This is a genomic window from Arthrobacter sp. EM1, from assembly GCF_029964055.1.
Classification (GTDB): domain Bacteria; phylum Actinomycetota; class Actinomycetes; order Actinomycetales; family Micrococcaceae; genus Arthrobacter.
Map to the genome: position 1 here is coordinate 3,423,737 of NZ_CP124836.1, position 15,678 is coordinate 3,439,414.

A 15,678-nucleotide genomic window follows, 5' to 3' on the forward strand; every position below is an offset into this window, starting at 1 on the left:
GGTGAGGGAGCGTCTGAAGGGGAGGTGAGGTTACTTCTTTTCCCAGCCCAGGGTGGTCCAGTCCGGAACCTGGGACAGGCTCTTGAACAGGGACGGACCGTAGTTGGCCAGGCCGGTACGCACGAAGGAGATCTGCGGCCCGTTCATCACAACACCCATGGAGAAGTATTTCTCCATGTGCTTCTTTTCAACCTCCATTGCCGCCTTGTTGCGCTCGGCGTTGTCTTCAATGGAGGAGAGCTTCTTGATCTCGGCGTCCAGTTCAGCGTCGCCGAGTTCATTTTCGTTCGTTTTGGAATCGTAGAACTGCTTGACGGCGTCGGTCGTATCCGCGCCGACGGTGTAGCCGGAGACGCTCATATAGAAGTCGCGGCTGCCCAGGACCTTGCCGAAGTCGGCCGAAGCGCGCTGGTCGATGCCGACATCCATGCCGCCGTCCTTAAGCTGCTTCTGCAGGGTCTGTGCGAAGGCCAAGGTGGTGGGGTCATCACCGAAGTTGCTGATCTTGAAGGCGGCGGGGACGCCGTCCTTTTCCATCACACCCGCTGCGTTGGCCGTGTAGCCGGCGTCGGTCAGGACCTTCTTGGCGGCGTCAGGGCCGGTTTCCTTGACGGGGTAGTTGTCCTGGTAGTACTTGGAGAACGGCAGCAGCATCATCGATCCTGAGCTTTGCTCTTCCCAGTTCAGGCCATTAAAGCGGACCTTACGGAGGGCTTCGCGGTCAACGGCGGTGAAGATCGCCTTGCGGATCGCGACGTCGGTCATCGGCGCCTTCTGCGCGTTCAGGTTCAAGCCGCCAGCGAAGAGGCGCTGGCCACGGCGGACCTCGGAGTCCTTGGTACCGTCGAGCTGCTTGTACGGGGTGACGGTGTTTGCGGAAACACCGTCGATTTCGCCGTTCTTGAAGGCGGCAATCTGGGCGCTGGTCTCAAGCTGGCGGAAGACGACTTTGTCCAGGACCGGCTTGGTGCCCCACCACTTTTCGTTCTGGGCGAGCGTGACCGTCTTTGCGGCGCTGTCGTACTGGTCCAGCTTGAACGGCCCGGCCATCCATTCCGGGTGCATCTCCCCGGTGAAGCCCTCGTTGAAGAGTGCCGGGGTGTTCACAGCCGGGTGGACAAAACCGGTGAAGAGCGCATCCAGCGGGTACACCGGCTGGGTGGTGGTAACAACAACTTCCTTGGGGCTGGAACCGGCCTTGACGGAGTCCACGAACTCGTAGGCGCCGGAGCTGACGACGTCGATGTCCTTGTTTTCGCCCTTGAGCATGTTCCAGGTGTTCTCGAAGGTCTTTACGTCGATGGGGGTGCCGTCGTTGTAGCTGGCCTTTTCGTTGACCTTGATGGTGATGGTCTGCTTGCCGTCCTTGACCTCACTCTTGACGTCTTCGCAGAAGTTCTTGTTCGGCGTGGCGGTGCCGTCGAAGTCAAAGTTCCAGCAACCCCACGTGCCGGCCTCGTCGATCGGGCGGTGCAGGGCGGTGTTGTCCGCGCTGTTGCCGTTGTTGGAGAAGCCGTTGAAGTCCGGGCCGATGTTGCCCAGCGGCAGGGTGACCGTGCCACCCGGCTGCAGGTCCTTGGCATCCTTGGCATTGATGCTGACCAATTTGGCCAGGTCACTTCCCGATTCCTGGCCTTTGGCTGCGTCCGGGCCCTTGGCGGCACCGCCCCCGCCGCAAGCGGTCAGCGCAAGCGCTGCGACGACGGCGGTAATGCCGCCGATCTTGGTCAGATTCTTCATGTGTTCCCCTTCATTCATTTGGTGCGAGTTCTGCTGAGTGAGACTGGTAACTCAGGTGGTTTCGTGGACAACAAGCATGTCCGCGTCCAGGTCGCCGTCCGGATAGAAGCAGGCGAATTGCTGGTCTGTGGGGGCCGCAGCGGCGGCCGGTGTTGCTGTTGCCGCCGGCGTCCCGTGCCGTCCGGCGTCCGCCGCCGGCACAACGGTGGCCAGCACCGGTTCCAGCGTCAGGCATATCTCCTGCCTGGCCGGTGGCAGTGCCGCAAACACCGGGCAGCGGGTGGCGAAGTTGCACCCTGCAGGAGCTTCGAGCGGCGAGGGCAGGTCCCCCCGCAGGATGATACGTTCCCGGGTGCGTTCCACGCCGGGGTCCGGGACCGGAATCGCGGAGAGCAGGGCCCGGGTGTACGGGTGTCGCGGGTTGTCGAACACGCTGTCCACGTCCCCGATTTCCACGATCTTGCCCAGATACATCACGGCCACACGGTTGGAGATGTGCCGCACCACGGACAGGTCGTGGGCCACCATCAGGTAGCTCAGTCCGAGTTCGGCGCGGAGCTGGTCCAGGAGGTTGATAACACCGGCCTGGACTGACACGTCGAGAGCGGATACCGGCTCGTCCAGGACTACCAGTTTGGGATTCACGGCAAGGGCCCGCGCGATGCCGATCCGCTGCCGCTGGCCGCCGGAGAACTGGTTGGGGAAGCGGTTGACGTGGTCGGGCTGGAGGCCCACGAGTTCCATCAGCTCCATGATCCGCTCCCGGATCCGGGGCTTGGCCATGCCGGCATTTTCAAGCGGTTCGGACAATACCTCAAAGACGGTGAAGCGGGGGTCGAGGGCGCCGGTTGGGTCCTGGAACACCATCTGCAGTTCCTTGCGCATGGCGCTTTTGGTTTTGGCGTTGGAGGCTTCCTTGTTGCTGAGGCCGCCGATGACCACCTCGCCGTCCTGGTCCTTGTGGAATTCCATGATTTCCAGCAGCGTCGTGGTCTTTCCGCAGCCGGACTCGCCGACGATCGAGAAGCACTCCCCCTCGCGGATGTCGAAGCTCAACCCGTCGACGGCCTTGACAGTGCCGATCCGGCGCTTGAGCAAGGCCCCTTTCATCAGCGGGAAGTGCTTCTTGACGTCCCTGAGCTCCAGCACGGTCCGGCGCTGTTCGCGCGGGATCGCGTCGAAGCGGGAGACCGGCACCGCCGGAGCCCGGAAGATCTCATGGACGTCCACTTCGAGGCCCAAAGAGTCGGTCTTGATACAGGCGGCCAGGTGAGGCAGGCCGCCGGTCTGGTTGTCCCCGCCGACCGGCCACAGCTCCGGCTCGCCCTGCAGGCAGGCATCGCTGGCTAGTGGGCAGCGCGGCGCGAAAGAACAACCCGTGGGGGTGTGGATGAGGTTCGGCGGGATTCCCTCGATCGGCACCAGCGAGGACTTCTCGGCCGTGTCGACGCGTGGCACTGCGCCCAGCAAGCCCATTGTGTAGGGCATTCGCGGGTTGTAGTAGATCTCGTCAACGCTGCCGGTTTCCACGGGTTTGCCGGCATACATCACCATGATGTCGTCCGCCATGCCGGCGACCACGCCGAGGTCGTGTGTGATCATCACAACGGCGGCGCCGGTTTCCTCCTGCGCGGTGTGGAGGACTTCAAGGACCTGTGCCTGGATGGTGACGTCGAGCGCCGTCGTCGGTTCATCGGCGATCAGCACGCGGGGGTTGTTCGCGATGGCGATGGCGATCATCACACGCTGGCGCATACCGCCGGAGAACTCATGCGGGAAGGCCTTGAGCCGGTCCTTCGGGCTGGGAATACCCACCATGCCCAGCAGTTCGACGGCGCGCGCTTCCTTGGCCTGCCGGCTCATGGTGGGGTTGTGGACGGTCAGCGCTTCGACGATCTGGTTGCCCACCGAGTAGACCGGCGTCAGGGAGGACAACGGGTCCTGGAAGACCATGGCGATTTCGTTGCCGCGGTACTGGCACATGGCCTTGTCACTGAGACCCAGCAGTTCGGTGCCCTGGAGCCGGACCGAACCGGTGATCTCGGCCGTCGGGGGCAGCAGGCCCATGATTGCCATGGAGGTGACGGACTTTCCGGAGCCGGACTCGCCCACGATGCCCAGCGTCTTGCCGGCCCTGAGGTCAAAGTCGATGCCACGGACGGCGTGCACCACCCCGTTCTCCGTGTTGAAGCGCACCTTCAGGTCCCGGACGGAGAGCACCGCGTCCGCGGGCCCGTGCAGCCCGGCAACATGCAGACGCTCGACGGCGGAGAGGTCGGCCGATTCGGGGCTGGCGGTCATTTCGTGGCTCATGTGGTCTTCTTCTTCTTGGCATTGCCAACGGAGCTGGAGCTGGGATCGAATGCGTCGCGCAAGCCGTCGTTCATCATGGCAAGCGAACCGGTCAGCAGGAACATCACGGTCAGCGGGACCCAGAACATCCACGGGAAGGTGGAGACCTGGGAGGTGGCCTGCCCGATCAGCACACCCAGGCTGACATCCGGGACCTTGATGCCGATACCGATGAAGGAGAAGGCAACCTCGGCCAGGATCGCCCCGGTGATGCCGCGGGTGATGTCCAGGACCAGCAGCGAGCCGATGTTCGGGACCAGGTGCCGCCAAACGATCCGCCGAGGCGGGATCCCCATGTACTGGGCGGCCTTGACGAAGTCGCGTGACATCAGGGACATCGAGAGCGAGCGGATGAGGCGGGCGGTTCCCATCCAGCTGAAGACCAGCAGGACGATAATCAGCAGCAGCCAACTCGGCAAGGACTGCTGCAGTCCGTTGCCGCCACCGCTCGTGGCCACGGCGACGACCAGCAGCGCCGGCATCATGATCAGGGCTTCGAGGATGAACAGCATCACCTTGTCCACCTTCCCGCCGAAATAGGCCATGGTGCAGCCGTACACGGCGGCGATCAGCACGGAGACGAGGCCAACGACGAGGCCGATCAGGATGGAGATCCGGGTGCCCTCCACGGTCAGGGCGTAGAGGTCGATCCCGGCCTGGGAGGTACCAAGCAGGTGTTCGGACGACGGCGGCATTCCAATGTTGAACGCATCGATAGTCTCCTTGTCCCAGCTGGTGAAGAAGCCGCCAATGAAGGAGAACAGCGTCAGGACCAAGAAGACGACCAGGCCAACGACGGCTGTTTTGTTCCGCAGGAAGCGGCGAAGGATGATCGAGGACTTCGCGATGACAACATCGCTGTTTTCGATCTTCGCCTCGCTGGCAACGGCGGCCGGGTCGGTCGTATTGAGGTTTGTCATGTTTACTGCACCCGCACTCTCGGGTCGACAAGCGTGGTGGCGAAGTCCGCGAGGATCGCGCCGATCGCGAAGATCACGGAGCCGTAGGCGAGCGTGGCCGTCGCGGCGTTGACATCCTGCAAGGCAATCGCGTCGATGCTCCAGGAGCCGACGCCGTGCCAGGCGAAGATCTTCTCGGCGAAGAAACCGCCGGCGAAGATGGCAGGGATGGTGAAGGCAATGCTCTGCGCCACAGGGATGAAGGAAACCCGCAGGGCATGCCGGCTGATGGCCTGGTTGCGGGTCAGCCCCTTGGCGCGTGCAGTCCGGACAAAGTCGGCGTTGACATTGTCCAGGAGGTACTGGCGCTGCGCGATCTGGTAAGTGCCCCAACCCACGATGGTGATAGCGAAGGTGGGCACCGCGTAGTGGGCCAGCATGTCGATGAATTGGGCCCAGCCGCTGCCGTCCAGCCCGGGCGTGGAGATGCCGGTGACGAAGAAAATGCGTTCGCCCACCGTCTCGTTGATGTTGATGGCACCGAGCTGCACCAGGAAGTAAGCGATCGGTGCGGGCACGATGTACACGAGGTAGCTGTAAGAGGTAATGACCCGGTCCGAGGCTTTGTATTGCCGTGCTGCCGTGTACACACCCAGTGCGACGCCGATGATCAGGGTCAGGATGATGGAGGCCAGGAAGAGCCGGGTCGAGATCCAGACCCGATCGCCGAATTCTGCGTTGATAAAGGCGCCGTTGGGGCTGCGTCCCCAGTCCCAGCGGGTGACGATCGCGGTGAGCCACTCAACGTAGCGGTCCCAGGCGCTGAGCGCCGGGTCCAGGCCCTTGAGGCGGAAGGAGTTGGCCACCTGCTCGGGGGTGGGCCTTGGGATCCGCTCCTGCTCCAGCAGTGCCGGCTTCAAGGTATTTACGGCCAGGAAATATCCTGCCGTGGTGGTCAGGAAGATCATAAAGACGTATGTGAGAGCACGTTTGGCGAGGTATCGGAGCATGGGACGACTAGTTCTGGATCGCCGTTGCCTGCGCGGCGCGTGCCGGGGCGGGGCCGGCAGCAGCAGCCTCGCCGCGTGCAGGAATATGAAAAGTAGTCACAACTAGATCCTTCCCTAGTCCCTATCCGGCAGGGGATTACCGCTGCTGATCCGGGATCCGGGCCAGTGGGTATCTGGCCATCCGCAGGCCGTGAGGCAAGTCCGTGTGGACTATGTTGCGGATCACATTCCAGAGGAAACTATCACATGGACTCCTCCCCCGGACGACCTGCCCCGCAGTTCCCCGGGGCAGGTATCAGATCGTTATGAATAACTCCCGGGAATTGATTTGGGTTTCCCGCCGGGGTGGGGTTCCGGTTGGGGTTGGGCCCCGCGCACGATGCGCGAAACGAGATCCCGCCAGGAATCGGCGAGTCGCGCGGGGGAAATCCCGTTCACACGGACGGCATGAAGGAGACGCTCGGGTTCCAGGACGGCACTCAATGAGGTGGCCATCAGCCAAGGGTCAGCCGTAACGCCCGCGTCCCGCAGGAGCACCTCCAGGTGCCGATGCCAGAGCGCCGCCGCGGGGACGTCGAACCGGTTGGGTGCCGAGATGTCCGCAGCCCTTGCCAGCTCGCCGAATTCCAATACCCAGGCAATGCGCTCCCCGCCACAGGCGATCAGCCGCTCCAGCGGCGGAGCCCCGGGTCCCAGCGGTGGCGGGCCAAACATAAAGCGCTGCTGGAACGCGGCCTCCGCATCACTGAGCAGGGTCATCATGAGCCCTGCCCGGCTGCCGAACCGCCGGAACACGGTCCCCTTCCCCACACCGGCCCGCTGGGCCAGGGCGCCCATGGTCAAGCCGTCCGCCCCACACTCGTCGACGAGCTCGCGGGCGGCCCGCAACAGCAGCCCGCGGTTCCGGGCGGCATCGCGGCGTTCGGACTCCACGCCGGGACGGATAGGGATCAGGCTCACACCCCACATCCTAGCCCCGGGGAATATAAGCGGACCGCAGTCCGTTTTCAATCGTAAGGGCCGGAACCGGCCTCATCTGTTCAGCCAGCCGCAGGATGGTCCGCGGCGCGACATCTAGGAGTCCACATGTCCAAGAACACCGTCCTCACCCTGGTCGGCAGCTTGCGCGCCGGATCCACGAACCAGCAGCTGGCTGAAGCAATCCAGCTGAACGCCCCGGAAAATGTTGAAGTTCTGATCCACGACAGCCTGGGCAACATACCCTTCTACAACGAGGACATCGACGTTGAAGGCCAGGTTCCCGCCGCCGCGGCCGCCCTGCGTGCCGCTGCCAACGCCGCCGACACCCTGCTGCTGGTAACGCCGGAGCACAACGGCACGGTTCCCGCCTCGCTCAAAAACGCCATCGACTGGCTGTCCCGCCCCTTCGGCGCAGGCGCCCTGAGCGGCAAGCCGACCGCCGTCGTCGGAACCGCCTTCGGCCAGTTCGGCGGAGTCTGGGCCCAGGACGAGGCCCGCAAGGCCGCCGGAATCGCCGGCGCCCGGATCCTCGACACCGTCAAGCTGGCCGTGCCGGGCTCCATGGTCCGTTTCGCCGAGATCCACCCGAAGGATGACGCCGAGGTTGTCGAGCAGATCAAGGCCGTCTTCGATGCGCTGGACGAATCCCGCGCGGTCTCCGCAGCATAGCTCCAGCCCCGCCCTTCATCCTTGACGTCCCCGGCAGGCCCTGCCGGGGACATTCTGCGTCCGGCCGGGAATACTGCGGCTTCGGGCGACCTTGTGAACAATCGTTGCCTCCAAGACAACACGGGTTGTACGCTGGGACTGTGACCCACGAAACACTTGACACCGCAGAAGCACTTCCGGCCGAGGCCATTGACGCAATCGAACGTGCGGCATCGTCCGCCCACCGCCACGAGGATCTGTTCTCGGAGCGCGCAGCAAATATCAAGCAATCGGCAGTCCGGGATGTCTTCGACATCTCGATGCGCCCCGGCCTCGTCTCGCTGGCCGGCGGCAGCCCGTACCTGCAGTCGCTGCCCCTGGCACGGCTCGGCGAGACCGCCGCGAAGATCATCGCGGAACAGGGTATGACCGCACTGCAATACGGCGGCGGGCAAGGCACCGAGGAACTCCGCAGCCAGATCTGCGAAGTGATGGCCGCGGAGGGAATCCTGGACGCCAGACCCGAAAACGTGGTGATCACCGCCGGCTCGCAGTCAGCGCAGGACGTTGCGACCAAGGTCTTCTGCAACCCCGGCGACGTTGTTCTCGTTGAGGATCCCACCTACGTCGGCGCCCTCAACACCTTCGAGGCCTACCAGGTCGAGGTCGCCACCGTACCCATGGACGGTGATGGCATCGTCCCAGACCTGCTGGAGGCCAAGATCGCCGCTCTGCAGACGGCGGGCAAGAGCATCAAGTTTTTGTACACCATCCCAAGCTTCAACAACCCCTCCGGGGTAACACTGTCCGCGGAGCGGCGGCAACAGGTCGTGGATATATGCCGCAATGCGAATATTTTGGTGCTTGAGGACAACCCTTACGGGCTGCTCCGGTTCGACGGCAAGCCCCTCATCCCGCTGCGGGCCGCCAACCCGGACGACGTAATCTACATGGGGTCGTTCTCGAAAATCTTTGCACCGGGGCTCCGGATCGGTTGGGCGCTCGTCCCGGCGCACCTACAGCGCCGCTATTACCTGGCTTCAGAGGCTGTCACACTATGCCCGCCGACCCTGAACCAGATGCTCGTCTCCGCCTATCTCCGGGACTACGACTGGCGCGGCCAGATCGAGACCTACCGGGGCCTCTACCAGGAGCGCTGCACCGCAATGCTGGCCGCCTTGGATGAGTTCATGCCGCCGGGCGTGAGCTGGACCCGGCCGGAGGGCGGCTTCTTCGTTTGGGTGACCCTGCCCGAGGGCGTAGACACCTATCCCCTGCTGGCAAAAGCGATTAACGCCGGGGTGGTCTTTATTCCTGGGGCTGCCTTCACCCATTCCGATGAGCCATCCCACAAGATTCGACTCGCCTTTAGTGCGGTCCCGCCGGAATCCATCCGCGAAGGCGTCCGGCGGCTGGCGCCGGTCCTGCGCGAAGCGATCGTTGCGGGGTAGCCTGAATCATCGGCCCATGGCCACAGAAGTTTGTTGACCTCAAAGGAGCATTCATGACCGGAATTATTGTTGTCGGCGTCGATGGCAGCGAGACTGCCCTGAAAGCCGCGCACACTGCCCGTGACCTGGCCGCCATTCAAGGGGCCACCCTTCACGTGGTCAGTGCGTTCGACAGCGACCGGACCGAAGTCTTCGGCAGCGGCAGCGACAAATTCATTGTCTCCGATGCGGGTGAAGCCGAGAAGGTCGCCCGACGGGTCGCCGACAGCCTCCGGACGCCGGCACTGAACGTTACCTACGCGGCCGCCCGCGGCAAACCGGCCGAAGCCCTGATCGCCGAGGCTGGCCGCTCCGGTGCGCAGATGATCGTGGTCGGCAACCGGCGGATGAAGGGACTGGGACGCGTGCTCGGCAGCGTCGCCAACTCCGTGGCGCACAACGCCCCCTGCGATGTCTACATCGCCAAGACCGACGCTTCCGACTAGGAAGCGCCGGCCAGTGGCGTCGGGCCGGGCTACCCGGCCGCCGTCCCGGAGGTCTTGAGGATCCGGCGCAGGATTTTGCCGGAAGACGACTTCGGGACGGCATCGATGAACTCGACCCGCCGGATCTTCTTGAACGGCGCCACTTTGGCCGCCACGAACTCCATGACTGCGGCCTCGTCGAGCCGCGCACCGTCGTCCCCGGGCTGGCGCACGACAAACGCCATCGGCACTTCCTGGCCGTCGGCGTCGGACGTGCCGATCACGGCGGCGTCCGCGATGCCGGGGTGGGTGAGGAGCAGCGCCTCCAGTTCCGCCGGCGCGATCTGATAGCCCTTGTACTTGATCAGCTCCTTGAGCCGGTCCACGATGGTGACCACTCCGTCGGCACGGACGGTGGCAATGTCCCCGGTATGCAGGAAGCCGTCCGGGTCGAGAGTGTCCGCCGTTTCCTCCGGCCGGTTAAGGTAGCCGAGCATCACGTTCGGTCCGCGGCACAACAAGTGACCGGGGGCGCTGACGCCCTCGTTGGGCACCTCGATCTCCTCCCCTGTGGCCGGGTCCAGCAGCCGGCAGTCCATGTTCGGGACCGTAAAGCCCACCGAGCTGACGGGGACGTCGGCGGCGTCCACCGGGATCAAGTGGGACACGGGGCTCATCTCGGTCATGCCGTAGCCCTGCAGCACACGGCAGCCTAGTCGTTCGCCCAGTTTCACGCCGAGATCGCCATCCAGCGGCGCGGCTCCGGAAAGCGTGGTGTGGACGGAACTCAGATCGTAATCAGCCACCAGCGGGTGTTTGGACAAGGCCACAGCCACGGGCGGGGCGATGAACAGGTAACTGCATTTCTGGTCCTGAATGATGCGCAGGAACTCGGTCAGTTCAAACTTCGGCATTGTCACCAGGCATGCCCGCTGCAACAACGCCAAGTTCAGCAGCACGGTCAGCCCGTAAATGTGGAAGAACGGCAGCAGCGCCAGCAAGCGGTCCTCCGGAGCGACCTTCAGCAGTCCGCGGGACTGCGCAGCGTTGGCAATCAAGTTCCGGTGGCTGAGCATCACACCCTTGGGCCGGCCGGTGGTGCCGGAGGAGTACGGCATAACGGCCACGTGGGTGGCGGAATCGAAGGTGACTTGCGGAGCCGGCGCGCCGGAGCTGAGCAGATCCTGCAGCGAGGGATGTCCGGGGGCGCCGTCGAGGACGACGAGGCGCTCTGCCGGGATACCGGCGCGGGCGGCAGCTTCCCGGGCTGCCGGGAGCAAAGCGGAGACGGTGAACAGCCACTCCGCGCCGGCGTCGGCCAACTGGAGCGCGATTTCGTCCGCCGTGTAGAGCGAGTTGACTGTGGTTACCGTCGCGCCGGCCCGCAACAGCCCGTGGAAAACGACGGCGAACGCCGGGACGTTGGGGCACAGGATGGCCGCGACACCGTGGACGCCCAGTCCTTGGGCCGCGACGGCTCCGGCCACGGCGTCGATCTGCGCGACGAGGCTCCGGTAACTCATTTCCGCGCCGCTCACGCCGTCGACAAGGGCGATCCGTTCCAGGTCGGCCTCCTCCAGGCCGCCGAAGAGGTACTCATAAAGGCTTACGTCGGGAATTTCCACATCGGGGAACGGGCTCGAAAACACGCAATATCTCCTTTGATCCGCGTCCGCACGGTTGGCGGCGGCTGGTGCAACTCTAATGCCGCCGGCCGGCCCTGGACAGGAACTGTGTTGAGCCGCGTCACTGCCCTCCGTGGCTAGCCTCACGCTGATTCCGGCCGGGCGCAGCATCGGCACGGCGGTAAAATTGGAGCTGCCCCCACCGGCGTGGACATCCAACTTTCTCACTTGGGGGACCACAATGCCCACTCTTCAGCGCCGCCAGCTCGTTGGCCACGACATACTCCTGGCCCGTCACGGCAACCACATCAGCACCATGCGGGTGGACCGCGGGGCCGGCCGGGTTATCGCTTTTTTGGACGACGGCTCCACCGACAGTGCACCCAACGTCATCTCCCCCGGGCTCCGGATGCCGGACACCATCCGGAGCGTCCTGCGCGAGGACTGGAAGTTCTTCGCTGTGGTCACCGCGTGCACCTCCGGCTTCGCCGCGATGATGATGGCGGCCGCCGCCGCCCTGGCCGGGATCAGCGGGGATCCGGGCCTGGCCGCGATGCTGTCGAGCTACTCGGGCACCTAGCACCCACGGGGCTCAGTCGAGCAGGAGGGCGGGCTCTTCCAGGATCGCCGCCACGTCGGCCATAAACCGCGCCGAGAGGTCGCCGTCGACCACCCGGTGGTCGAACGAGCCGCCGAGCGTTGTAATCCAGCGCGGAATCACTTCGCCGTCGAGGACCCAGGGCTTCTGCTTAATGGTGCCAAAAGCCACGATCGCCACCTCGCCCGGGTTGATGATCGGTGTGCCCGTGTCGATGCCGAGGGCCCCGATGTTGGTGACCGTCAAGGTCCCACCTTGCATCTGGGCGGGCTGGGTCTTTCCGGCCCGGGCAGTGGTCGCAAGGTCATTCAGGGCCAGGGCCAGCTCTTTTAGCGACAGGTCCTGGGCGTTCTTGATGTTCGGGACCATCAGGCCACGGGGCGTTGCCGCCGCAATTCCCAAATTCATAAAGTGCTTGACATGGATCTCGGCGGAGTCGCTGCCGTCCTGGTTGTCCACCCAGGTTGCGTTGACGCTCGGGTTCCTTGCCGCCGCCCAGATGACCGCCTTGGCCAGGATCAGGAGCGGGGAAACCTTGATGCCTTCAAAATCACGGGAGGCCTTGAGCCGTTTGACGAACTCCATGGTCCGGCTGGCGTCGACGTCGACAAAGATGCTGACGTGCGGGGCCGCAAAGGCCGACTCGACCATGGCCCGCGCGGTGGCCTTGCGGACGCCCTTGACCGGAATCCGCTCGATCCGCCGTTCCTGCGGGCTGCCCGTCCTGCCCCAGAAAGTGTCCGCCTTATCCAGTTCCGCGTCGCGCTGGGACTGGTAACTGACCAGGTCTTCGCGGGTCACTTCGCCGCGGGCCCCGGTGGGGACGACGTCGGCCAGATCGATGCCAAGGTCGCGGGCAATCTTTCGCACCGGAGGCTTGGCCAGAACCCGGCTGACCAGGCCTGTGATGGCCCCGCCGAGGGTGGGACGCTGATCCGGCGCGGCAGCCGCGGCCGGGCGTTCGGCGTGCGCGACGGCTTCCGGACTGATCCAGATGTCGTGGCTCTCGACCGGCTCAGCCAGCGCTGCCGGTTCTGCGGCCGGGGCCGCGGACACCGCCTGCCTGGCTGCCGGCGGGGCAACCCGCCGGCGGCGCTTGACGGCGTCGGCCTTGGGACCGGAGCCCACCAGGGGACCGGCGGCCGGGCGGCCGTCCGATTCGACGGCGTCGAGCGTGTCCTCCGCCAGCGTGCCGTAAAGCGGCGCATCGGGAGCCGTCGGTTCTGGAGCCGTCGGTTTGGGGGCCGGCGCGCCGGCAGCAGCCTGGGCGTCGGTCACGCTGATGATCGCGGTTCCGACGTCTACCGTCAGTCCCTCCGCGACGAGGAGTTCGGTCACGGTACCAGCGAACGGCGAGGGCAGCTCGACCAGCGATTTTGCCGTCTCGATTTCGCAGAGGACATCGTTGATGGCCACCGTGTCGCCGGGCTTAACCTTCCAGGCGACGATCTCGGCCTCGGTCAGTCCTTCGCCCACATCGGGGAGGTTGAACTTGTGGAGAGTCATGTTGTCCTTGTTGGGAGAAGGCGCCTCAGCGGGAAGCGGCCGGGAGGGAAGGGCTCAGTCAGTAGGAGAGGGCACGGTCCAGTGCCTCAAGGATCCGGTCGATGTCCGGCAGGTAGTCTTCCTCCACCTTGGCCACCGGGTAGGGCATGTGGAAGCCGCCGACGCGGATCACCGGCGCCTCGAGGGAGTGGAAAGCGCGTTCACTGACCCGGGCCGCGATTTCGCCGCCGATGCCGCCGAAGGTGGGAGCCTCGTGGGCCACGATCAGCCGGCCGGTCTTCTTAACGGAGTCCGTGACGGTGTCGAAGTCGATTGGCGAAATGGAACGGAGGTCGATCACCTCGACGCTGTGACCGTCCTCGGCGGCGGCATTGGCAGCCGCGAGGGCCACCGGCACCAGCGGGCCGTAAACAACCACTGTGGCGTCCGTGCCCTCGCGGAGGACATGGGCCTTAAACGGGTCTGCGGAGGCGCCGGGGGAACCGGTGTCGACCTCGCCCTTGAGCCAGTATCGGCGTTTGGGTTCGAAAACAATCACAGGGTCCTGGCACTCGACTGCCTGCTGGATCATCCAGTAAGCGTCGTGCGGGTTCGACGGGGTGATGATGCGCAGTCCGGCGGTATGGGCGAACAATGCCTCCGGGGACTCCGAGTGGTGTTCGATCGAGCCGATGCCGCCGCCATAAGGGATCCTGATGACAACGGGTACCGTCAGGTTGCCGTTGCTGCGGGCACGCATTTTGGCCAGCTGCGTGGTGATCTGGTTGAAGCCCGGAAAAACAAACCCGTCGAACTGGATTTCACAGATCGGCAGGTACCCGCGCAGGGACAACCCGATCGCGGTACCAACGATGCCGGACTCCGCCAGCGGGGTGTCCACCACGCGGTCGGCACCGAATTCGGCGATCAGGCCGTCGGTGACACGGTATACGCCGCCCAGGGGCCCAATGTCCTCGCCCATCAGCAGGGACCGGGGGTGGTCCGTCAGCGTCGCTCGGAGGCCTTCATTGATGGCCTTGGCAATGGTCATGGTGGTCATCAGTTGGCACCTTCTGCCGGGGCCGCCGAATCGTCGGCGAAGCCTGCGCTGTACTCCTCGAACCAGGCCAGTTCCTCGGCCACCAGCGGGTGGGCTTCCACGTAGGTGTTGGCGAAGGCGGTCCGGATGTCAGGGGTTTCCAGGTCGTGGGTGGTCTTGCGGACATACGCGGCGAGATCGTCGCCGTCGGCCTTGACCTGAGCGAAGAATGCGTCGTCGGCGAAGCCTTCGGCGCGCAGATACTTCTCCAGCCGCTCCAGCGGATCCTTGGCCCGCCAACGGCTTTCCTCGGCTGATTCCCGGTACTTCGTGGGATCGTCAGCCGTGGTGTGCGCGCCGACACGGTAGGTAAACGCCTCGATCAACACCGGGCCTTCGCCCTGGCGGGCACGTTCCAGCGCCCACTCGGTCACGGCATGGACGGCGATCACGTCGTTTCCGTCCACCCGGATGCCCGGGAACCCGTAGCCTTTGGCCCGGTCGGCCAGCGGGACTCGGGTCTGCACGGAACTGGGGACGGAGATCGCCCAGTGATTGTTCTGGCAGAAAAAAACGACGGGTGCCTTGTATGAGGATGCGAAGACCATGGATTCATGGACGTCGCCTTCGGAGCTGGCGCCGTCGCCGAAATAGACCATAACGGCCGCCTTGGGCTCCGGAACCGGCGACGTTGCCCCGTTCGCTGCTGCGGCGGCCGCCGCGAACTTCTGGTCGCGCTGGATTCCCATTGCGTAGCCGACCGCGTGCGGAGTCTGCGCGGCGAGGACAAGTGTGTAGAGATGAAAGTTGGTGTCCTTGGGGTTCCAGCCACCGTTGGACACCCCGCGGAACTGTCGCAGCAGCTCGGCAAGATCCACGTTGCGGGTCAGGGCGACGCCGTGTTCGCGGTAGGTGGGGAAGATGTAGTCCTGTGGCTGGCTGGCCCTGCCGGAGCCGATCTGGGCGGCTTCCTGACCGGTGAGGGGAACCCAGAGGGCCAGCTGGCCCTGGCGTTGCAGCGCAGTCGCCTCGACGTCGAAGCGGCGGATTTTCGCCATATCGGCGTAGAAGCCGCGCAGTTTTTCCGGGTCGAGCCGCCCGGCGTATTCCGAGTAGACGGGATCCAAGCCGAGCGTGCCGTCAGGGGCGAGGAGCTGCACCATCGGCTCATCCGGGTCCCCCACGTGGGCTTCGGCTTCAGCCTCGAGCTGATCCTCAATGTCGGTTCCGTCGAACTCGGTAGAGGGCAGATGTGTGGCGCCCATACCGTCTCCTTGCTTGCCGCATCCGAATGCGTCGCAATCGCTGGGATATATGCCCTGCCGGTTATGCATTCCCGGGCCGGTATATATTTTGGCTTACTGGTCCTAACTTTATCCTCAGCCG

13 protein-coding genes are annotated in these 15,678 nt (G+C 64.7%); 4 read left to right on the plus strand and 9 right to left on the minus strand.

Translation table 11 applies throughout. From position 1 onward, the window contains the following. Positions 1–30: 30 nt before the first annotated feature. The 5 genes from QI450_RS15850 to QI450_RS15870 all read right to left on the minus strand — a co-directional run bounded on the left by QI450_RS15850 (position 31) and on the right by QI450_RS15870 (position 6,961). Positions 31–1,740 carry an ABC transporter family substrate-binding protein gene (locus QI450_RS15850; protein ID WP_226775661.1) on the minus strand — a complete coding sequence of 570 codons (1,710 nt, stop codon included), beginning with the start codon at positions 1,738–1,740 and terminating at the stop codon, positions 31–33. A 51-nt stretch (positions 1,741–1,791) separates the two neighbouring features. Next, positions 1,792–4,053, minus strand: coding sequence for an ABC transporter ATP-binding protein (locus QI450_RS15855; protein ID WP_226775660.1), 2,262 nt, complete (start codon positions 4,051–4,053; stop codon positions 1,792–1,794). Then, positions 4,050–5,012 (minus strand): ABC transporter permease, encoded by a 963-nt coding sequence (locus QI450_RS15860; RefSeq protein WP_226775659.1) that lies wholly within the window; start codon positions 5,010–5,012, stop codon positions 4,050–4,052. Before QI450_RS15860 ends, QI450_RS15855 begins: the two co-directional genes overlap by 4 nt. Before the next feature lie 2 nt (positions 5,013–5,014). Then, positions 5,015–6,001, minus strand: coding sequence for an ABC transporter permease (locus tag QI450_RS15865; protein WP_226775658.1), 987 nt, complete (start codon positions 5,999–6,001; stop codon positions 5,015–5,017). Positions 6,002–6,304: 303 nt separating this feature from the next. Then, on the minus strand, positions 6,305–6,961 hold the full coding sequence (locus tag QI450_RS15870) for a TetR/AcrR family transcriptional regulator (protein WP_226775657.1): 657 nt from the start codon (positions 6,959–6,961) through the stop codon (positions 6,305–6,307). Between the two features lie 126 nt (positions 6,962–7,087). Here QI450_RS15870 and QI450_RS15875 point away from each other — a divergent pair, with 126 nt between their 5' ends. From QI450_RS15875 to QI450_RS15885, 3 genes are all read left to right on the plus strand, one after another. Then, a complete protein-coding gene (locus QI450_RS15875; RefSeq protein WP_226775656.1) occupies positions 7,088–7,651 on the plus strand; it encodes an NADPH-dependent FMN reductase in 564 nt (187 codons plus the stop codon). 140 nt (positions 7,652–7,791) lie between these two features. Next, the gene (locus QI450_RS15880) at positions 7,792–9,081 is read left to right on the plus strand and encodes a PLP-dependent aminotransferase family protein (RefSeq protein WP_226775655.1); all 1,290 of its coding nucleotides are present in this window, start codon (positions 7,792–7,794) and stop codon (positions 9,079–9,081) included. Positions 9,082–9,134: 53 nt separating this feature from the next. Next, positions 9,135–9,566: a universal stress protein gene (locus QI450_RS15885; protein WP_226775654.1), complete on the plus strand. Its 432-nt coding sequence runs from the start codon at positions 9,135–9,137 to the stop codon at positions 9,564–9,566. Between the two features lie 29 nt (positions 9,567–9,595). Here the strand turns inward: QI450_RS15885 and QI450_RS15890 are convergent, their stop codons facing one another. Next, a complete protein-coding gene (locus tag QI450_RS15890; protein ID WP_226775653.1) occupies positions 9,596–11,194 on the minus strand; it encodes an AMP-binding protein in 1,599 nt (532 codons plus the stop codon). Positions 11,195–11,411: 217 nt separating this feature from the next. Here QI450_RS15890 and QI450_RS15895 point away from each other — a divergent pair, with 217 nt between their 5' ends. Then, the gene (locus tag QI450_RS15895; RefSeq protein ID WP_226775652.1) at positions 11,412–11,750 is read left to right on the plus strand and encodes a hypothetical protein; all 339 of its coding nucleotides are present in this window, start codon (positions 11,412–11,414) and stop codon (positions 11,748–11,750) included. Positions 11,751–11,762: 12 nt separating this feature from the next. On the opposite strand, the gene QI450_RS15900 is transcribed toward QI450_RS15895, so the two are convergent. The 3 genes from QI450_RS15900 to pdhA are packed head-to-tail and all read right to left on the minus strand — an operon-like array spanning position 11,763 to position 15,557. Further along, entirely contained in the window at positions 11,763–13,274 is a 1,512-nt protein-coding gene (locus QI450_RS15900) for a dihydrolipoamide acetyltransferase family protein (protein ID WP_282468048.1), read from the minus strand. A 58-nt stretch (positions 13,275–13,332) separates the two neighbouring features. Then, on the minus strand, positions 13,333–14,313 hold the full coding sequence (locus QI450_RS15905) for an alpha-ketoacid dehydrogenase subunit beta (RefSeq protein WP_226775650.1): 981 nt from the start codon (positions 14,311–14,313) through the stop codon (positions 13,333–13,335). Beyond that, positions 14,313–15,557: a pyruvate dehydrogenase (acetyl-transferring) E1 component subunit alpha gene (gene pdhA / locus QI450_RS15910; protein ID WP_226775649.1), complete on the minus strand. Its 1,245-nt coding sequence runs from the start codon at positions 15,555–15,557 to the stop codon at positions 14,313–14,315. The genes QI450_RS15905 and pdhA overlap by 1 nt, the downstream gene beginning before the upstream one ends. Positions 15,558–15,678 lie beyond the last annotated feature (121 nt).